This is a genomic window from Mycolicibacterium nivoides, assembly GCF_003855255.1.
GTDB lineage: Bacteria > Actinomycetota > Actinomycetes > Mycobacteriales > Mycobacteriaceae > Mycobacterium > Mycobacterium nivoides.
Genome location: NZ_CP034072.1, coordinates 4,084,667 through 4,102,854 on the forward strand (window position 1 = coordinate 4,084,667; position 18,188 = coordinate 4,102,854).

An 18,188-nucleotide genomic window follows, 5' to 3' on the forward strand; every position below is an offset into this window, starting at 1 on the left:
CTTGGCTGAGACCGTGACCACACCGACCGAACGGTTAGTCGATACAAATGGCGTGACGCTGAAGGTGATCGAGGCGGGTGAGCGCGGAAATCCGGTGGTGGTGCTGGCCCACGGATTTCCCGAACTCGCGTATTCGTGGCGCCACCAGATCCCCGTGCTCGCGGCCGCCGGCTACCACGTTCTGGCTCCCGATCAGCGCGGCTACGGCGGATCATCACGGCCCGAAGACATCGACGCCTACAACATCGTCGAACTGACCGCGGACATCGCCGGCTTACTCGACGACATCGGCGCCGAACAGGCCGTGCTCATCGGCCACGACTGGGGTTCGCCCGTAGCGACCAACTTCCCGTTGTTCTACCCGGACCGGGTCAGAGCGGTCGTGGCCATGAGCGTGCCGCCGGTACCGAGAGCGCCCGCACCCCCGACGCAGATCTGGCGCAAGATCGTCGGAGACAACTTCTTCTACATCCTGTACTTCCAGGAACCCGGTGTCGCCGACGCCGCACTGGGCGCCGACCCGCGTGAGTCGATGCGCCGGGTGCTCTCGATGGAAGGCTTCAGTGCGCCCCCGGAAAGCCTGTCGGGACGACCGGTACCGCCGCTGCCGGACTGGATCACCGCCGACGAGTTCGAGCACTACGTGCAGGCGTACACCGAGAACGGCTTCACCGGGCCGCTGAACTGGTACCGCAACTTCGACCGGAACTGGGAGCTGACCGAAAACACTTCCGCAAAGACCATCACGGTGCCCACGTTGTTCCTGGCAGGCACCGCGGATCCGGTGCTGGGCTTCACCCCGCGCGACCGGGTGCACGAGGTGGTCACCGGCGATTACCGCGAGGTGCTGCTCGACGGCGCCGGACACTGGTTGCAGCAGGAACGGCCCGACGAGGTGAACGCGGCGCTGCTGGAGTTTCTGGGAGGCCTCAAGTGAGTCCTCTGAATTTCGGCGTGTTCATCACCCCCTTCCACCCCGTGGGCCAATCCCCCACCACCGCACTGCAATACGACATGGACCGGGTCGAGGCGCTGGACCGGCTGGGCTACGACGAGGCCTGGTTCGGCGAACATCATTCCGGCGGTTACGAACTCATCGCGTGTCCCGAGGTGTTCATCGCCGCCGCGGCGGAACGGACCAGACACATCCGGCTGGGCACCGGTGTGGTGTCGCTGCCCTACCACCATCCGCTCATGGTCGCCGACCGCTGGGTGTTGCTCGACCACCTCACCCGTGGCCGGGTGATGTTCGGAACCGGACCGGGCGCGCTGCCGTCCGACGCCTACATGATGGGCATCGACCCGGTGGACCAACGGCCGATGATGCAGGAGTCCCTGGAGGCGATCCTGGCACTGTTCCGCGCCGCACCCGACGAGCGGATCGACCGCAAGACCGACTGGTTCACGCTGCGCGACGCCGCCCTGCACATCCGCCCCTACACCTGGCCTTATCCCGAAATTTCCACCGCGGCAATGATTTCCCCATCCGGACCGCGACTGGCCGGGGCATTGGGCACGTCCCTGCTCTCCCTGTCGATGTCAGTGCCCGGTGGGTACGCCGCCATCGAGACCACCTGGGAGACGGTGCGCGACCAGGCCGCCAAATCCGGGCGGCCCGAACCGGACCGGAAGAACTGGCGGGCACTGGGCATCATCCACCTCGCCGACACCCGCGAGCAGGCCATCGAGGACTGCACCTACGGCCTGCAGGACTTCGCCAACTACTTCGGCGCGGCCGGCTTCGTGCCACTGTCCGAGAGAGTCGAAGGGACAGGTTCCCAATACGAGTTCGTGGAAAACTATGCGGCAGGCGGCAATTGCTGCATCGGCACCACCGCCGATGCCATCACCTACATCCAGGACCTGCTGGACCGCTCGGGCGGCTTCGGCACCTTCCTGCTCCTCGGCCACGACTGGGCGCCCCCGGCCGCCACCTTCCATTCCTACGAACTGTTCGCCCGAGAGGTGATCCCGCATTTCAAGGGTCAGCTCACCGCGGCCCGGGCGTCACACGACTGGGCCAAGGGCATGCGGGATCAGCTGCTGGGCCGCGCCGGGCAGGCGATCGTCAACGCGATCACCGAGGCTGTCACCGAGGACGCCTCCGGAGACGCCACCGAGGAGAAGAGTTGATGCGCGCCGCGGTCCTGCGCGGCGGACGGATCGTCGTCCGCGACGATGTGCCCGAACCGACGCCGGGCCCGGGCCAGGTGCTCGTCGAGGTGAAGGCCTGTGGAATCTGTGGCTCCGACCTGCATTTCGCCACCCACGGCGCCGACATGCTAGCCGCGAGCGCGGACCTGGAGGGCGTGCCCGACATCGACATCGACCTGGCCGGTGACGTCTTCATGGGCCACGAGTTCAGCGCCGAGATTCTCGACGCGGGCCCGGGCACCGAGGCGCCCGCGGCGGGCACCCTGGTGACCTCCGTGCCGGTGCTGATCTCGGCCGGCGGCGTCGCACCGATCGTGTACAGCAACACCACCCTCGGCGGATACGCCGAGAAGATGCTGCTGTCGGCACCGTTGCTGCTACCGGTACCCAATGGTCTGAGCGCCGAACACGCCGCGCTCACCGAGCCGATGGCCGTGGGCCTGCATGCGGTCAACGCGTCGCGCATCGAACCCGGCGAGGCGGCACTCGTCGTCGGCTGTGGCCCGGTCGGCATCGCCATCATCGCCGCGCTGAAGCTTCGGCACGTGGAAACCATTGCGGCGTCGGACTTCTCCCCCGCACGCCGTGAACTCGCCGCCACGATGGGCGCGCACGTGACGTTCGATCCGGCCGCCGATTCACCGTTCCATCAGTGCAAGCCCGCGGTGGTGTTCGAGGCAGTGGGCGCCCCCGGCGTCATCGACGACGTGCTGCGCCGGGCACCCGCGGGCGTCCGGCTGGTGGTGGCCGGAGTCTGCATGCAGCCCGACACCGTGCACCCGTTCTACGCGGTCACCAAGCAGATCAACATCCAGTTCGTGTTCGGCTACGACCCCGCCGAGTTCGCGGACTCACTGCGGGCCATCGCCGAGGGCGACATCGACGTCGCACCGATGATCACCGGGACCGTTGGCCTCGACGGCGTGGGCGCCGCGTTCGGTGAACTCGCCTCCCCCGACCGGCACTGCAAAGTCCTGGTGACACCGTGACGTCCCGGTAGGGTTTTGGTCATGCCGATCGCCGGAAATGCGAAATTGCGGGTCCTCGGCGTTGCCGCGGCGGGATTGATCGCCGTCAGCGCCAGCGCGTGCGACGCGACCTCAGGCCCCGCCGGGGGCGCACCGGACGGCGCCAGGCAGGTGACCGTCGTCGGATCCGGTCAGGTGCAGGGCGTACCGGACACCCTGACCGCCGACGTGGCGATGGAGTTCACCGCGCCGGATGTGTCGGGCGCGCTCAACCAGTCCAGCCAGCGCCAGCAGGCCGTGATCGACGCGCTGGTCGGATCGGGCATCGACCGCAAGGACATCAGCACCACGCAGGTCAGCGTGCAGCCGCAGTTCACCGACAGCAAGATCTCGGGCTACCAGGCCAGCAACGCGATCAAGGTCAAGATCCGCGACACCGCCAACGCCTCGGCGACCCTGGCACTGATCGCGAGCACCGGAGGCGACGCCACCCGCATCAACTCGGTCGACTACTCGATCGAGGACGACTCAGATCTCGTGCGCGACGCCCGCGCCCGGGCATTCGACGACGCCAAGAACCGCGCCGACCAATACGCCGGGTTGTCCGGAATGCACCTCGGCAAGGTGATCTCGATATCCGAGCAGTCCGGCGGTTCCACCCCGCCCACGCCCACTCCGATGCCGCGCGCGGCGATGGAAGCGGTGCCGCTGGAACCCGGTCAGCAGACGGTGAACTTCTCGGTGACCGTGATCTGGGAGCTGACCTGACCCCCGACTGATCCCCGTTGACTTTGAAACCACGCACACGGCTACCCGCAAAAATCCTGCGCCAGCTCAAAGTCAACAAGAAGTTTCTGCTCAGCCAGCAGGCGCGATGTCCACGGGGATGCCGTTGAGCACCGCGGTGCCCGACAGCGGGTCCAGATGGGTGCCGTCGTTGAGCTGGTTGACGTTCACGCCGGGCCGGCCGGCCGCGAGCTGCTGACCGGTACCGCCGCGGTCATGACCCCAACCGTGCGGCAGCGAGACCACGCCGCGCCGCATGCCGTCGTCCACTTCGATCGGGGCGAGCAGCTCACCGCCCGGGCCCTTGATCACGGCGATGTCGGTGAGCCCCAGATCCGCCGCGTCATCGGGATGGATCTGCAGCGTGCACCGGTTGGAACCGCCGGACAGCGCCGGGAGGTTGTGCATCCAGCTGTTGTTCGACCGCAGATGGCGCCTGCCGATCAACATGAACCCGCCTGCCGTGCGGCCGAGCGCCTCGCGCAGCCGCGCCACGTCGGCGACGATCGGCTCCGGCGCGAGTTCGATTCGCCCGCTTGGGGTTCGCAGAATTTCGGGGACCCGCGGTTTCAGCGGCCCCAGGTCGATTCCATGCGGGTTGGCCTTCAGCCGCTCCATGGTGAGCCCGTCGGGCTTGGTACCGAACGCGTCGCCGTAGGGCCCGAGCCGCAGCATCATGTCCAGGCGGCGTTCATAGCCGGGGCCGTCGTACAGCATCGAGGTGAGCTCCTCGACCTGGCGGCCCGCCACCGGTGAGTCAGTGTCGGCGACCTCTTTCGCCAGCGTTGTCGCGATCACCTGCGCGTCGACGAGCGCGGGATCACCATCGGCACCGATGCCGTAGAGGATCAGCGCGAGCCGGGACAGGATCTCGGGCTCGTCGGGCCGACCGTCGGTCGGCAGTGCCGGCGAGGAGTACCGGACGTTGTTGCGCACCGCGAGGTTGTTCAGTGCGACGTCGAAGTGCGCGCTGCGGGCCGGCGGGGGCGGCGGCAGGATGACGTCGGCGTGGCGGGTGGTCTCGTTGAGGTAGGGATCGATGGACAGCATGAAGTCGACGCGGTCCAGAGCCCGGTCGAGCCGGTCACCGTCCGGCGCGGACAGCACCGGGTTTCCGGCGATGGTGATCATCGCCTTGATCTGGCCCTCGCCGGCGGTGTCGATCTCCTCGGCGAGCGCGGCGGCCGGCAGCTCGGAGAGCACCTCCGGGTAGCCCGAGACCCGGCTGGCCCACCGTCCGGTCTTGAAGCCGCGACCGGGTTTCGGCGGCCGTGGTGCCGGCGCGGCGGCGCCGAGCGCGAACATCGCCCCGCCGGGCCGGTCGAGGTTGCCGGTGAGGATGTTGATGACGTCGACGAGCCAGCTGCCGATGGTGCCGAACTCGACCGTGGACGTGCCCATCCGGCCGTAGACGGCTGCCGTCGGGGCTGCCGCGAGCTCGCGGGCCAGTTCTCTGATCTCGTCGGCGCCCACTCCGCACGCCGGGGCGACCGCCTCGGGGGAGAACTCGTCAGCCAGCGCGCGGAGTTGTTCGACGCCGGTGACGTGGTCGGCGAGCCCACCGAGTGCGACGAGGTCCTCTTCGAACAGCACGTGCACGATGGCGAACAGGAGCGCCGCATCGGTACCGGGCCGGGGCGCGAGGTGGCGGTCGGCGAGTTCGGCGGTGCGGGTGCGGGCCGGGTCGATGACCGTGAGCCGGCCACCGCGTTTGCGCAGTGCCCTCAGCTTGCCGGGGAAATCGGCGGCGGTGGCCAGGCTGCCGTTGGACACCAGCGGATTCGCGCCGATGATCATCAGATAGTCGGTGCGGTCGAGGTCGGGGACGGTGAACGCGATCGGGCTGCCGAACGTCAGGCCCAGCGCGACGTGCTTGGGCATCTGGTCGAGCGTGCTGGCGCTGAACACCTGCCGGGTGCCCAGGGCCCGGATGATCAGTGGCGCATACAGGCTGCCTGCGATGGTGTGCGCGTTCGGGTTGCCGAGATACACCCCGACCGAGGCGCCGCCGTGCTCGCCGATCACCGCGCCGAGTCGCTCGGTGATGACGGCGTAGGCCTCGTCCCAGGTGCCCTCGGTCAGCACGCCGTCACGGCGGATCAGTGGTTGCGTCAGCCGGTCCGGATCGTTGTCGAGTTCACCGAAGCTGGCGCCCTTCGGGCAGATGAACCCGGCGCTGAACACGTCGTCCCGGTCACCGCGGGCGGCGGTCACCCGACCGTCGGTGATGGTGAGTGTCAGGCCGCAGGTGGCTTCGCAGAAGGGGCAGATCCGCAGGGCTGTGCTCATCCACGAATTCTGCGCCGGACCCCGGCCCTTTGTAAGCCCCCGGCTTACGGCGTTTCGTACACCTTTGGCTCGAGGGTGCCGATGTAGGGCAGGTCGCGGTAGCGCTCGGCGAAGTCCAGTCCGTACCCGACGACGAACTCGTTGGGGATGTCGAAGCCCACGTAGGCGACGTCGAGTTCGGTCTTGACGGCTTCCGGCTTGCGCAGCAGCGTGCACACCCGCAGCGATCGCGGGTGCCGGGTGGCCAGGTTGCGCAGCAACCAGGACAGGGTCAGCCCCGAGTCGATGATGTCCTCGACGATGAGCACGTCGCGGTCATTGATGTCGCGGTCGAGGTCTTTGAGGATGCGCACCACGCCAGAAGACGAGGTGGACGAGCCGTACGAGCTGACCGCCATGAACTCCAGCTGCGTGGGCAGCGGGATGGTCCGGGCCAGATCGGTGACGAACATGACCGCACCCTTGAGCACGGTGACCAACAGCAGGTCGTCGTTGCCCAGGTTGTCTCGGTATTGCTCGGCGATCATCTCGGCGAGTTCGACGGTGCGGGTCCGGATCTGCTCCTCGGACAACAGCACCGATTTGATGTCTCCCGCATACAGCTCTGCAGAGTCGACAGCCACTGCAACAGCGTGCCATGGGAGGGGGCCGCTTTCCAACGCGGATCGCTAGACCGGTTCGGTGTGCATCGTCAGCACGCCGTTGCGCCGCGCCGCGAACAACCGCTGTTTGCGCAGCCCGGAACCGACAGCCACGCCGCCCTGTCCGCGCCAGGCCGTCACCAGCCGGTCGACCCCGCGGATCTGGATGTCGGTCAGATCACACGCGCCGCCGTCCAGCAACCAGGCCCGGATCACCCGGCGCCGCAGCGCGTCGGGCAACGGCGCCAACCGGGCCGTGTCCAGTCCGGCCTCGGTACGCACCCCGGCCAGCGCCTCGCCGGCCAGCGCGTCGAGCGTCTCGGTGTCCTCGCGCAGCGCGGTGGCGGTGCGGGCCAGCGCCTCGGCCACGCCTCCGCCGAGCACGTCCTCCAGCAGCGGCAGCACCTCGTGCCGCAGTCGGACCCGGGTGAACCGGCGGTCGGCATTGTGCGGGTCCTGCCACGGGGTGAGGCCGAGTTCGTCACAGACCGCATGCGTCAGAGTGCGCCGGACCCCCAGCAGCGGCCGGTGCCACGGCGGGTCATGCGCGCGCATCCCGGCGATCGAGCGGGCACCCGATCCGCGGCCCAGCCCCAGCAGCACCGTCTCGGCCTGGTCGTCGAGGGTGTGGCCGAGCAGGACCGGCGCGCCGTCACGGGCCGTATCGAGTGCTGCGTAACGCGCTTGCCGGGCCGCGGCCTCGGGTCCACCGGAGCGGCCGACATCGACCGAAAGTACATGTGCCGCAACGCACCCCAGGGCCAGCGCTTGCCGGTGCGCGGTTTCGGCGACGGTGTCCGATCCGGCCTGCAGGCGGTGGTCGACGATCAGCGCGGTGGTGGGCCGCAGGCCGGCCGCGACCGCGGCCAGGGCCAGGGAATCCGGGCCACCGGACAGTGCCACACACCAGGCCGACCCGTCGATGCTCTGACCGGCGGCCGCCACCGCTTGCCGCAGCGCGGCTACAGCACCCGTTCGATCCATCGTTGCGGTTCGTCGATCTCGTCGGGCAGCGGCAGGGTGTCGGAGCTGGACCAGATCGTGTTGAAGCGGGCCATCCCGACCTCCCCCACCACGTGGTCGACGAATGCCTTGCCCCGGGTGTACTGGCTGATCTTGGCATCGAAGCCGAGCAGCGCGCGGACCACGCGCTGCAACGGAGGCTGCTTGCGCTGCCTGCGTTCGTCGAAGCGACGCCGGATGGTCGAGACCGTGGGCACCACCGCCGGGCCGACGGCATCCATCACGTGATCGGCATGCCCCTCAAGCAGCGTGCCCAGCACCAACAGCTGATCGAGCGCGCGGCGCTGCGGTTCGGCCTGCACGGCGCGCATCAGGCCGAGGACACCGCTCGAATTCGGGTCCGGGGCTGCCCCGTTGCGTTGATCGCGGACGAACTGCGCAAGCCGGCCCACCACCTCGGCGACGTCCTCACCGGCGTCCTGGGTGAGCACCGCCAGGGCCTGTGACATGTGGTCGGCCAGCCAGGGATTGGCCCGGAACTGCACCCGGTGGGTGACCTCGTGCAGGCATACCCAGAGCCGGAAATCAGCTGGGTTGACCCGCAATTGACGTTCCACCGCGATGACGTTCGGATACACCAGCAACAGCTCGCCACCGTCGGGGCCGAACGGATCGTACTGGCCGAGGATGCCCGAGGAGATGAACGCCAGCACCGCACCCGTCTGCGCCCCGGTCACCCGGCCGGTGATGAATCCCGGCTTGTGCTCGTCGCTTTCGTCACCGGGTCGGCTACCCGTGGTCATCACCCGCATCGAACGGGTGGCCGCGCGGATCCACTCGGGACGGTCCACGACGCGGGCCTCCGGCACTTCCGCGCCCTCGATCAGACCCGTCACCTCGCGCACCGGCAGCTCGGCGGCCTTCGAACTCTCCGAGAGCTGCTCGATCACCTGGTTGCGGGTGTAGTCGCTGGAAGCCGGGGCCGGCCGGGCCAGCTTCGCCCCGACCGTCGCCGCGAAATCCCAATCGACCGAGCGGCCCGCGGTCATGGTGACCCGGTCGCTCATGTCCCGCATCCACACGACCGCAGCACCGCGGCCAGCTCGTCGATCGCGGTCCGCCCGGTGGGCCCGGCGTTGTTGGAGATCAGCGCGAACGTCAGCACTCGCCCGTTGTCGTCGGTGACGATGCCGGCCAGCGCATTGGTGCCCGTCAGCGACCCGGTCTTGGCTCGTAGCCAGCCCGCGGCGTCGCGCCCGGCGTCGGTGTCGAGGTAGCGGTTGGACAGGGTGCCGCTGCCGCCCGCGATGGGCAGCAGGTCAACCAACGGCCGCACGGCAGGTTCGGTGTTGCCGGCTGCGATGTTGACCACCTCGTCGAGAATCCGGGCGGTCAGCCGGTCTTCGGTCGACAGGCCGCTTGAATCGACCAGCTTGGCGGCCGACATGTCGATGCCGATGCCTTCGAGTTGGCTCACCACCGCGTCGACACCCCCGTCGAAGCTCTGCGGCCGGTGTAGCTGGGCCGCTACCTCACGGGCGATCGACTCGGCCATCACGTTGTCGGATTCGTTCATCATCTGGCGCAGCCGCTCGATCAGCGGCGCGGACTGCACCGCGGCGATCTGCTTGCCGGAGACCGCGCCGGACAGAACGGTCACCGTCGCGGGGTCCACCTTGAGCGCGGCGGCCAGGGCCCGGCCGGCGTCGAGGGCCGGGGTGGTGGACCGCCTGGATTCGACCGTCACCGGCTGAATGCGCCCGCCGTCGAGCATCACCGATTCCATCGGCGCGATGTCACCGCCCTCGATGTCGGCGGGATCCCAGCCCGGCGCCATGGTCGGGCCGCTGTACTCGCTGGTGTCCACCCGGACCGCGGTGACCGTGATGCCGCTGTTGCGTACCTGCTGGGCCAGGTCACTGATGCGGGCTGCGCCCTTGTACCAGGTATCGGTGTCCTCGGGCGCCGCCGAGAGCGTGGTGTCCCCGCCGCCCTTGAGCACCACCAGGCCAGGCTGGGAGTCGACGGCCAGGACCGTGGTGGCCAGCCGGGCATTGCGGTCCAGCGTCAGCAACGCGGCCGCCGTCGTCAGCACCTTGTTGACCGAGGCCGGCTGCATCGGCACCCCGGAATTCTGTTCCCACAGTTCGGCACCGGTCTCGGCGTCGGTGATCCGGCCGGTCACCTCACCGAGATCGGGATTCGCCAGAGCCGGCGCCAGCGCGGCGGCCAGGCCGCTCACGGTGGGTGTGGGCGCCGACATGTCCACCGGGACGATCCCCGGGCTGGCGGTCGCGGCAGCGGGTGCCGGCGTCACCGCCTCGGCATCGCTGGACCGGTGCCCGGTGAGCACGGCAGCAACCGCGACGACGGCAGCGACCAGCACCAGGACCACGACGCCAACCGCCACATGGGTGGACTGCCGCCACCGTGTGGGCCGCATATTTCTCCTGCTCTGCCGGTGGTGGGGACGAGCCACCCGTTTAGGCCAGACTATCGCTCGATTAGGGTTGACCCGCGTCGTCGCCCGACGACCCAAGCCTGACCGCAGATGCGAAGGAGCCGCGACGGTGAAGTTCGACGTCGTCATCGAGATCCCGAAGGGTTCGCGCAACAAGTACGAGGTTGACCACGAGACTGGCCGGGTCAAGCTCGACCGCTACCTCTACACCCCGATGGGTTACCCCGCCGACTACGGGTTCTTCGAGGACACCCTCGGCGAGGACGGCGACCCGCTGGACGCGCTGGTCCTGCTGCCCGAGTCGGTGTTCCCCGGCTGCACCGTCGAGGCCCGCCCGGTCGCGATGTTCAAGATGACCGACGAGGCCGGCGGCGACGACAAGTTGCTGTGCGTGCCCGCCGGGGATCCGCGCTGGGACCACATCCAGGACCTCGGCGACGTGTCGCAGTTCGAGCTCGACGCGATCAAGCACTTCTTCGTGCACTACAAGGACCTGGAGCCGGGCAAATTCGTCAAGACCGCCGACTGGGTGGGTCGCGAAGAGGCCGAGGCCGAGCTGCAGCGTTCGGTCGAGCGGTTCAAGACCTCGGGTCACTAGATCTTCGGAGAGTTAGCCTCGCCGTAACACGGGGTAACGCCCCTGTGCCATACGCCTTTCATGCTTGACCAGGTGTTGATGCATCAGGGCGTGGGACTTGAGGCGTACAACGCACTGCCACTGCGGCGTGCGGTGCACGCTGTGTACGAGTGCTGCTACAGCGTGGTGCTCGCGACCGATCTGGCCGGTGGGCGCCCGTTTGCCGACCACGACTCGCTGTTCCGGCAGGCCGACGCCCTGCTGTTCAGCCTCGGCGAGGATTCCATCGACCGCGTGCTGCAGGCCTATCCGCACATCGGCAGGCGTCCGCGCAGCCCGAAGTCGGTGTGCGAACAGTGCTCGGTGTGGGACGACGATCCCGCGGTGATGACACAGCTCAACAACGAGGTTCTGAACTATGCCGACCGGTTCGGGTTCGGCTTCGTGATGTTCGTCGAGGACTGCTGCGCGCACCGGGCCATGGCCGGGATCGTCGACCGGCTGCACAACGACCGCGAGACCGAACGCAAGGTCGTCCGCAACGAACTGGCCCGCATCAACCGGGCCCGGCTGGAGCGCATGCTCGGCCCGGAGGGCGGCTACTACAACTGGTAGCCGTCGCTACACGGTGATCTCGCGTGCGGAACCCGGATGTGTGCTGACCGTGACCGCCACCCCGACCATGGCCTCGGCGCTGGTGGTTCCCGAGCAGCCCGGAAACACCCTGACCTGGGTGTCGTCGAAGTGGGCGTAACCCGCGGCCGACGCGGGAGACGCGCACACGACTGGCGCGAGGACGGACACTCCGAGCGGTACCGCGATGCCGGCTGATATTGGCGTCCCCTCCTGAATCGCCTACTCCCCTATGGGCTATCGAGGCGACGTCGGGGCGTGTTACACACCGTGCCGTATCGTGATGCAGCAGAACCGATTTCATCGCCAGACGTGCACCGACCGAGGACATCCATGCCCATTTCCGCACACCGCGTCCTGCAAGTCGGCCCGCTGAAGCCGTCACTGGCGGTGACCCTGCGTACCGACTACCAGGCCTACTCCCTGCCCAACGGAGACGAGCGCGATGCGTTTCTGGCCGAACACGCGGCCGAGATCACCGCGGTGGTGGTCTCAGGCGTCACCCGCGTCGACCCGGATCTGATGGCGGCATTGCCGAATCTGAAAGTGGTGGTGAACTTCGGCGTCGGGTACGACAACATCGACGTGGATGCGGCCGCGGCCCGCGGTATCGGGGTCAGCAACACCCCCGGCGTGCTCGACGACTGCGTTGCCGACACCGCGGTGGGCCTGCTCATCGACACCATGCGCCGGTTCTCGGCCGCCGACCGCTACGTGCGGGCCGGCCGCTGGCCGGCGGACGGGAACTATCCACTGACGCAACAGGTTTCGGGATCCAACGTGGGCATCCTCGGGCTGGGCCGGATCGGTGGGGCGATCGCCACCCGGCTGACGGCGTTCGGCTGCTCGATCAGCTACCACAACCGCAGGCAGGTCCCCGACAGCCCGTACCGCTACCTGGACTCGCCGGTCGAGCTGGCCCGCCAGGTCGAGGTGCTGGTGGTCGCCGCGGCCGGCGGCGCCGGCACCCGTCACCTCGTCGACCGGGAGGTGCTCGATGCACTGGGGTCCGACGGCTACCTGGTCAACGTCGCGCGCGGCACCGTGGTCGACCAGGACGCCCTCGTCGAGGCCCTGACTCACGGCCGGTTGGCCGGTGCTGGGCTGGATGTCTTCGCCGACGAACCGAACGTCCCCGCCGCGTTGACGAAACTGGACAACGTGGTGCTGCTGCCCCATGTCGGCAGTGGCACCGTGGAAACACGGGCAGCCATGGAGGCGCTGGTCCTGGCCAACCTGAACCGGTTTCTGCAATCCGGTCAGCTGGTCACGCCGGTTCGGTGAAACGGGGCCTCACCGCGGGTGGTGGCGGATCAACCTGCCTCAATCGCGCCCGTGACGGGTATCGGTGCGGCCATGATGTGCCGATGGATGACCTCGTGCACGGCCACTGTGACGACCGCTTTCACGCAGTACGCGACGCCCTGGCAGACGCGATCGCCGCCGGAGAGGAAACCGGCGCCGCCATCGCGATCGACATCGACGGTGTACTCGTCGCCGACATGTGGGGCGGGCACGCCGACGCCGCGCGTACCCGACCATGGGACGCCGACACCATCGTCAATGTGTTCTCGTCCACCAAGACCGTGACGGCACTGGCCGGGCTCATGCTGATCGACCGCGGACTGATCACCGCCGACGCCCGGGTCGCCGATTACTGGCCCGAGTTCGCCGCAAACGGCAAGCAGGACATCGAGTTCCGTCATCTGTTGACGCACAGCTCAGGCTTGTCGGGATGGGACCAGCCGTTCACCATCGAGGAAAGCTACGACTGGGAGAAGTCCACCGCCGCGCTGGCGGCCCAGGCACCGTGGTGGGAGCCGGGTACCGCGTCGGGGTATCACGCCCTGACCCACGGGCACCTCATCGGCGAGGTGGTGCGCCGAGTCACCGGCAAGTCGCTCAAAGATTTTGTCCGCGAAGAGATCTCGGAGCCGCTGGGCGCCGACTTCCAGATCGGGGCCGGCCCCGGGGACGCGCACCGCATCGCCGACATCATCCCGTCCGACGAACCGCTCGATCTGCCGTTGGACCAACTGTCCGAGATCGCGCTCAAGACGTTCATGGGGACGCCGTCACCGGCAATCGCGAACAGCCCCGCCTGGCGGGCCGCCGACATCGGTGCGGCCAACGGACACGGCAATGCGCGATCGCTGGTCCGGATCCTCTCGGCGATCTCGTTGGGCGGCACGGTGGACGGGGTGCAGCTGCTGCGGCCGGAGACCGTCGAGTCGATCTTCGAGCTTCAGCTCGACGGCCCCGACGTGGTGCTGCTCGGACACCCGCTGCGCTGGGGACTGGGATTCGGGCTGCCGCAGACGCAGACCGTGTCCTATGTCCCCGACGGCAAGATCTGCTTCTGGGGCGGCTGGGGCGGATCCTGGGAGACCTGCAACCCCGATCACCGCGCCACGTTCGCCTACGTGATGAACAAGATGGGGCCGGGCGTCGAAGGTTCCGCGCGCACCGCCCGCTACCTGAACCTGTTCTACGAGGCTCTGGCTGACGAGGTCGATCGGCGGCCTGCCGGGCGGGCTGCAACCGGCTGATTGGGCTCACAACGCTAGTATTTTGTCGACGCGTCCTTGGACACCGTCTCCATAGGCGCACGAACCACGTCGGAGGTAACCGGATGACCAGCCAACCGGACCCGGCAGGCTGCTCAGTAAAAGAGAGCCGTGTCGGTCAGGTCAGTGTGGTGACAGTGGCCGGAACGGTCGACATGCTCACCGCGCCCCAGCTCGAAGAGGCGATCAACTCCGCCGTAAAGAGCTCAGCCCCGGCCATCGTTGTCGATATGAGCGCCGTGGAGTTCCTGGCCTCGGCCGGGATGGGCGTCTTGGTGGCGGCACGGGAACAACTTGGAGACACCGCGCGGTTCGCGGTTGTCGCCGACGGACCGGCCACCAGTCGACCGCTCAAACTGGTCGGGATCGCCGAGGTCGTTGATCTGTTCGCGACGCTCGACGAGGCATTGGCCGCATTGAAGACATAGCGCAGGCGACTACGGGGTAGCCATTAGGTCGACATGACACACGCAGGCCAGTCAGCTCAGTTCGCCAAGGATGTGACGGCCGCACCCGAGGCTGCGGCCCAGATACGCCGTGAGTTCTCCAGTTGGCTGAGCACGCATTTCACGCTCGACCCAACCAAGGCCAATGATGTGGTGCTGGCCGTGAACGAGGCGCTGGCCAATGCCGCCGAGTTCGCGTACATGAATGCCCAGGCGCCCGGCGTGATGCACGTGCGCGCCGATTACGACGGGGACACCGCGGTACTCACCGTCACCGTCGCCGACGAGGGCGTCTGGCGCATCGATGAGACCGGCCAGAAGAACCCGGCCCGCGGGCGGGGGATCCCGTTGATGCGCGCGCTCACCGATCACGCCATGATCGACTCGAACCACGCAGGTACCGAAGTCCGCCTGCAATGGCGTCACATCGATCAGGACTGCGGAAGCCGCACCACCTGAACAAAGAACTCGTCGATCTGACGGACCGCGCTCATGAACTGGTCGAGGTCAACGGGTTTGGTCACATAGGCGTTCGCGTGCAGCTTGTAGCTGCGAAGGATGTCCTCCTCGGCAGAGGAAGTGGTCAGCACCACGATCGGGATGTAACACAATTCGGAGTCGGACTTGATCTTCTCCAGCAACTGCCTGCCGTCGTATTTCGGCAGGTTCAGGTCGAGCAGGATCAGATCCGGGCGCGGCGCGTCTTCGAAGGCGCCACGCCGATAGAGAAAGTCCAGGCCTTCCTCGCCGTCCCGAGCGACGTGCAAGTTGTTCTTGATCTTGTTGTGCTCGAAGGCTTCCCGGGTGATGAGTTCGTCACCGGGGTCATCTTCGACCAACAGGATGTCAATGGCTCGGTTGACCGATGCGGTCACTGTGGAGTTCCTTCCAACTGGGCTTTTGGCACGACGTCGGGCACGGTCGTGGGTGTCTCGGGCAGGGTGAACATGAACCGGGTACCGGGCGAGTATGCCGTGTCGATCCAGATGGATCCGCCGTGGTGTTCGACGATCTTCTTGCACAGCGCGAGTCCGATACCGGTGCCGCTGAAGGCGTCGCGTCCGTGCAGGCGTTGAAAAATCACGAACACCTTGTCCACGAACTCCTCGCCGATGCCGATCCCATTGTCCGAAACACTGAATACCCAGTTCTCTGCCAGTTCACCCGTACCGGGCCGGCAGTCGATGACGATCCGGGGCACAACCCCCTCGCGACGGAACTTCACCGCGTTGCCGATCAGGTTCTGCCACAGCATGGCCATCAGCGTGGGATCACCGTCTATCTGCGGCAACGGCTCATCCGGTCGTTCGATCTCGGCGCCCGACTCCCCGACCGCCGTCGCCAGGTTCTTCAACGCGCTGTCGAGTGCCTCGTCGAGGTTCACCTCGGTATGGGTGGCGTTGAGCCGGCCCACCCGCGAGAACGTCAGCAGGTCGTTGATCAGTGATTGCATACGCTTGGCACCGTCGACGGCGAAGCCGATGTACTCGAGTCCCCGCTCGTCCAGTTTGTCGCTGTAGCGCTTCTCCAGCAGCTGACAGAACGAGGCGACCTTCCGCAACGGCTCCTGGAGATCGTGCGATGCGACGTAGGCGAACTGCTCGAGTTCGGCATTGGATCTGCGCAACTCCTCGGCCTGCTGATCGAGGGCTTCCCGGGCAGACCGCGATGCATCGAGTTCATCGACAACCCGCTGCCGCATATCCTCGACGTCGGCGGCCATGGCCCGAATATCCTTGGGGCCCTTGGGGATGATGCGTTCGGAGAAGTTCCCCTCGGTGATCCGGCGACACGAGGCTGCCAACGCGGCAAGTGGCCGGGTGACGGCACTGCGCACCAGCATCGTCAACAACACCGCCATGATGAAGAAAGCCGCGATCATCGCGATCACCACGCCGTCACGCCAGCCCCGAACATGGGCCAGCTCATCCACGCTGGCCTGCCTGGCCTGACTGAGGTTGGTGTTCTGCACATCGAAAAGCCCACGCAGGCCGTCGAATTCCCTCTTACCGCGATCCGCGGAACGGGTGTCGACGACCGTGGGCCGGCCGACCTGGATGCCGGCGACGAGCGGCTCTGCATAGTTGGCCCGCCATGCCGCCGCCGCCGTCTCGATCGAGTCCAGATCGGCCAGCAGATCGTCGTGGCCGGCCAGGTAACCGCGGATGTCCGCTGCCGCCGCCGCTTCGGCGCCCTGCCCGTCGCCGTAGGGCTCCAGGAACCGAGGGTCGGCGGCAATGGCGTATCCACGCACGGCCGTCTCCTGGTCCCGCAGGGCGGCCTGCAGTTGGTACGCAGCAACCCGAGCGGGCTGAATGTTGGCGATCAGCTCTCGCGATACGGCGTCGGTGCGGCTCACCAGCGCGATACCGGCGACCGCACCGGTCAGGACGATCACACACATCACCGACACCAGCAGGTTCTGCCAGCCTTGCACCGTGAGTTTCATACCGGTGAACGCTCCACTCTGATCAGCGCGATGTCATCGCTGAGACCGCCGTGCGGACGCGCGCGGGATTCGACCTCGCCGATCAGTGCATCGATGAAGTCGCGTCCGGGCAGCTCCGCCAGCGAGTTCGCCAGTTCGAGCAGGCCTCCTTCACCGAGACGTTCGCCGCCGGGGCCCGCGTGTCCCTCGAACAATCCGTCGGTGAGCAGCACCAGACCGTGTCCTTCAGGCAGTGCCAGCCGGTTGACGGGCCACTCCTTGGCCCCCAGCCCGAGCGCGGAGCCCGCGGTGGGCTCAATCCATCGCACGGCATTGCCGCCGTGTAGCAGCAGACCCGGATGTCCGGCCCGAACCACGTCGTACTGCCCGCTGTCGGGATCGAGCGCCACGCTGAGCAGGGTCGCGAAGATTCCCGGTCCGTGGCGCTCGGTGGTCAGGATACGGTCGAGCTGACGCATCCGCTCGTTGCCCCGCAACCCGGCGAATGTGAGTGCGCGCCAACCGATCCGCAAAGCCACGCCGAGGGCGGCCTCGTCGGGGCCGTGTCCGGCGACGTCGCCCATCATCACGTGCACGGTCCGGTCGGGGGTCTGCACGATGTCGTAGAAGTCTCCGCCCAACAGCGCATCCCGACGGCTGGGCAGAGACTTGGTGACGATCTCGACACCCGGATCGTCCAGGAGCAACGCCGAGGGCAGCAGGCCGCGCTCGAGGCGAGCATTCTCCCGTTCACGCAGCCGGCTGGCGTGCAGGTCCACCGCCGTCAGCTCGGCGCGCTTGCGCTCGATGGCGTACACCAACGCACGTCGCAGCATCTCCGGATCGACGCGTCCCTTGACGAGATAGTCCTGCGCGCCCGAAGCGACCGCGGATACGCCGAAATGCTCGTCGTTGAGACCGGTGAGCACGATGACCGGAATAGCGGGGTCCAGTCTGCCCAGCCGGTGCAGCGCATCAATGCCCTGCGCGTCTGGCAGATTCAGGTCGAGCAGTACACAGTCGGGGCGGTCATCGACCAACACGCGTTCGGCGGCCGCCATGGACTGCACCCAGGCCAGGTCGATGTCAGCGGTGTCGGCCAGATCGGCGATCTGCTCTTCGACCAGCAGTGCGTCACCACGGTCGTCCTCGACCAACAACAGAGACAATCGCCGTCCCAGAGCGGGACCGGCGAGTGTGGCTGAGGGATACGGCTGCTCCGCGCGCATGGGATCACGTCCTTCACTCACTGAGGCCGCCCGGTCGCGCTGACCT

The 18,188-nt window shown here is 67.6% G+C and carries 18 protein-coding genes; 10 read left to right on the top strand and 8 right to left on the bottom strand.

Translation table 11 applies throughout. The features are described 5' to 3' along the window. Positions 1–13 precede the first annotated feature (13 nt). The 4 genes from EH231_RS19935 to EH231_RS19950 are packed head-to-tail and all read left to right on the top strand — an operon-like array spanning position 14 to position 3,890. A complete protein-coding gene (locus tag EH231_RS19935; RefSeq protein ID WP_205867375.1) occupies positions 14–937 on the top strand; it encodes an alpha/beta fold hydrolase in 924 nt (307 codons plus the stop codon). Further along, entirely contained in the window at positions 934–2,133 is a 1,200-nt protein-coding gene (locus EH231_RS19940; protein WP_124713146.1) for an LLM class flavin-dependent oxidoreductase, read from the top strand. Before EH231_RS19935 ends, EH231_RS19940 begins: the two co-directional genes overlap by 4 nt. Beyond that, the gene (locus EH231_RS19945) at positions 2,133–3,143 is read left to right on the top strand and encodes a zinc-binding dehydrogenase (protein WP_124713147.1); all 1,011 of its coding nucleotides are present in this window, start codon (positions 2,133–2,135) and stop codon (positions 3,141–3,143) included. Before EH231_RS19940 ends, EH231_RS19945 begins: the two co-directional genes overlap by 1 nt. A gap of 21 nt (positions 3,144–3,164) precedes the next feature. Continuing rightward, on the top strand, positions 3,165–3,890 hold the full coding sequence (locus EH231_RS19950) for an SIMPL domain-containing protein (protein WP_124713148.1): 726 nt from the start codon (positions 3,165–3,167) through the stop codon (positions 3,888–3,890). 90 nt (positions 3,891–3,980) lie between these two features. Here the strand turns inward: EH231_RS19950 and EH231_RS19955 are convergent, their stop codons facing one another. From EH231_RS19955 to dacB, 5 genes are read right to left on the bottom strand one after another with little or no spacing between them, the layout of a single operon-like run. After that, positions 3,981–6,197, bottom strand: a complete 2,217-nt coding sequence (locus EH231_RS19955) for a molybdopterin oxidoreductase family protein (RefSeq protein ID WP_124713149.1) — start codon at positions 6,195–6,197, stop codon at positions 3,981–3,983. 44 nt (positions 6,198–6,241) lie between these two features. Continuing rightward, positions 6,242–6,820: a hypoxanthine phosphoribosyltransferase gene (gene hpt / locus EH231_RS19960; RefSeq protein WP_170856359.1), complete on the bottom strand. Its 579-nt coding sequence runs from the start codon at positions 6,818–6,820 to the stop codon at positions 6,242–6,244. Positions 6,821–6,865: 45 nt separating this feature from the next. After that, positions 6,866–7,822 carry a tRNA lysidine(34) synthetase TilS gene (gene tilS / locus EH231_RS19965; RefSeq protein ID WP_124713150.1) on the bottom strand — a complete coding sequence of 319 codons (957 nt, stop codon included), beginning with the start codon at positions 7,820–7,822 and terminating at the stop codon, positions 6,866–6,868. After that, on the bottom strand, positions 7,801–8,868 hold the full coding sequence (locus tag EH231_RS19970) for an Rv3626c family coenzyme F420 biosynthesis-associated protein (protein WP_090430843.1): 1,068 nt from the start codon (positions 8,866–8,868) through the stop codon (positions 7,801–7,803). The genes tilS and EH231_RS19970 overlap by 22 nt, the downstream gene beginning before the upstream one ends. Further along, the gene (gene dacB / locus EH231_RS19975; RefSeq protein ID WP_090430399.1) at positions 8,865–10,244 is read right to left on the bottom strand and encodes a D-alanyl-D-alanine carboxypeptidase/D-alanyl-D-alanine endopeptidase; all 1,380 of its coding nucleotides are present in this window, start codon (positions 10,242–10,244) and stop codon (positions 8,865–8,867) included. Before dacB ends, EH231_RS19970 begins: the two co-directional genes overlap by 4 nt. Before the next feature lie 127 nt (positions 10,245–10,371). Here dacB and EH231_RS19980 point away from each other — a divergent pair, with 127 nt between their 5' ends. The 6 genes from EH231_RS19980 to EH231_RS20005 all read left to right on the top strand — a co-directional run bounded on the left by EH231_RS19980 (position 10,372) and on the right by EH231_RS20005 (position 14,944). After that, positions 10,372–10,860 carry an inorganic diphosphatase gene (locus EH231_RS19980; protein ID WP_090430398.1) on the top strand — a complete coding sequence of 163 codons (489 nt, stop codon included), beginning with the start codon at positions 10,372–10,374 and terminating at the stop codon, positions 10,858–10,860. A gap of 60 nt (positions 10,861–10,920) precedes the next feature. Next, positions 10,921–11,454 (top strand): 2-oxo-4-hydroxy-4-carboxy-5-ureidoimidazoline decarboxylase, encoded by a 534-nt coding sequence (locus EH231_RS19985; RefSeq protein ID WP_090430396.1) that lies wholly within the window; start codon positions 10,921–10,923, stop codon positions 11,452–11,454. A gap of 351 nt (positions 11,455–11,805) precedes the next feature. Further along, positions 11,806–12,756 (top strand): 2-hydroxyacid dehydrogenase, encoded by a 951-nt coding sequence (locus EH231_RS19990; RefSeq protein WP_090430393.1) that lies wholly within the window; start codon positions 11,806–11,808, stop codon positions 12,754–12,756. An 83-nt stretch (positions 12,757–12,839) separates the two neighbouring features. Beyond that, the gene (locus EH231_RS19995; RefSeq protein ID WP_124713151.1) at positions 12,840–14,021 is read left to right on the top strand and encodes a serine hydrolase domain-containing protein; all 1,182 of its coding nucleotides are present in this window, start codon (positions 12,840–12,842) and stop codon (positions 14,019–14,021) included. 83 nt (positions 14,022–14,104) lie between these two features. Next, positions 14,105–14,467, top strand: a complete 363-nt coding sequence (locus EH231_RS20000) for an STAS domain-containing protein (protein WP_044520918.1) — start codon at positions 14,105–14,107, stop codon at positions 14,465–14,467. 33 nt (positions 14,468–14,500) lie between these two features. Further along, entirely contained in the window at positions 14,501–14,944 is a 444-nt protein-coding gene (locus EH231_RS20005; protein ID WP_090430389.1) for an ATP-binding protein, read from the top strand. Here the strand turns inward: EH231_RS20005 and EH231_RS20010 are convergent. Genes EH231_RS20010 through EH231_RS20020 form a run of 3 tightly spaced genes read right to left on the bottom strand, consistent with a single transcriptional unit; the run spans position 14,917 to position 18,142 of the window. Further along, entirely contained in the window at positions 14,917–15,360 is a 444-nt protein-coding gene (locus EH231_RS20010; RefSeq protein ID WP_090430387.1) for a response regulator, read from the bottom strand. The two genes, EH231_RS20005 and EH231_RS20010, sit on opposite strands and share 28 nt — an antisense overlap. Beyond that, the gene (locus EH231_RS20015; protein WP_090430385.1) at positions 15,357–16,934 is read right to left on the bottom strand and encodes a sensor histidine kinase; all 1,578 of its coding nucleotides are present in this window, start codon (positions 16,932–16,934) and stop codon (positions 15,357–15,359) included. Before EH231_RS20015 ends, EH231_RS20010 begins: the two co-directional genes overlap by 4 nt. Next, positions 16,931–18,142, bottom strand: a complete 1,212-nt coding sequence (locus EH231_RS20020) for a PP2C family protein-serine/threonine phosphatase (protein WP_090430383.1) — start codon at positions 18,140–18,142, stop codon at positions 16,931–16,933. Before EH231_RS20020 ends, EH231_RS20015 begins: the two co-directional genes overlap by 4 nt. Positions 18,143–18,188: the final 46 nt, after the last annotated feature.

What these genes read in the sequence shown, in the direction of transcription:
- EH231_RS19945 (WP_124713147.1), top strand. Translation starts at nt 2,133, where the DNA reads ATGCGCGCCGCGGTCCTGCGCGGCGGACGGATCGTCGTCCGCGACGAT.
- EH231_RS19950 (WP_124713148.1), top strand. Translation starts at nt 3,165, where the DNA reads ATGCCGATCGCCGGAAATGCGAAATTGCGGGTCCTCGGCGTTGCCGCG.
- EH231_RS19955 (WP_124713149.1), bottom strand. Translation starts at nt 6,197, where the DNA reads ATGAGCACAGCCCTGCGGATCTGCCCCTTCTGCGAAGCCACCTGCGGC.
- tilS (WP_124713150.1), bottom strand. Translation starts at nt 7,822, where the DNA reads ATGGATCGAACGGGTGCTGTAGCCGCGCTGCGGCAAGCGGTGGCGGCC.
- EH231_RS19970 (WP_090430843.1), bottom strand. Translation starts at nt 8,868, where the DNA reads ATGAGCGACCGGGTCACCATGACCGCGGGCCGCTCGGTCGATTGGGAT.
- dacB (WP_090430399.1), bottom strand. Translation starts at nt 10,244, where the DNA reads ATGCGGCCCACACGGTGGCGGCAGTCCACCCATGTGGCGGTTGGCGTC.
- EH231_RS19985 (WP_090430396.1), top strand. Translation starts at nt 10,921, where the DNA reads ATGCTTGACCAGGTGTTGATGCATCAGGGCGTGGGACTTGAGGCGTAC.
- EH231_RS19990 (WP_090430393.1), top strand. Translation starts at nt 11,806, where the DNA reads ATGCCCATTTCCGCACACCGCGTCCTGCAAGTCGGCCCGCTGAAGCCG.
- EH231_RS19995 (WP_124713151.1), top strand. Translation starts at nt 12,840, where the DNA reads ATGGATGACCTCGTGCACGGCCACTGTGACGACCGCTTTCACGCAGTA.
- EH231_RS20000 (WP_044520918.1), top strand. Translation starts at nt 14,105, where the DNA reads ATGACCAGCCAACCGGACCCGGCAGGCTGCTCAGTAAAAGAGAGCCGT.
- EH231_RS20005 (WP_090430389.1), top strand. Translation starts at nt 14,501, where the DNA reads ATGACACACGCAGGCCAGTCAGCTCAGTTCGCCAAGGATGTGACGGCC.
- EH231_RS20015 (WP_090430385.1), bottom strand. Translation starts at nt 16,934, where the DNA reads ATGAAACTCACGGTGCAAGGCTGGCAGAACCTGCTGGTGTCGGTGATG.
- EH231_RS20020 (WP_090430383.1), bottom strand. Translation starts at nt 18,142, where the DNA reads ATGCGCGCGGAGCAGCCGTATCCCTCAGCCACACTCGCCGGTCCCGCT.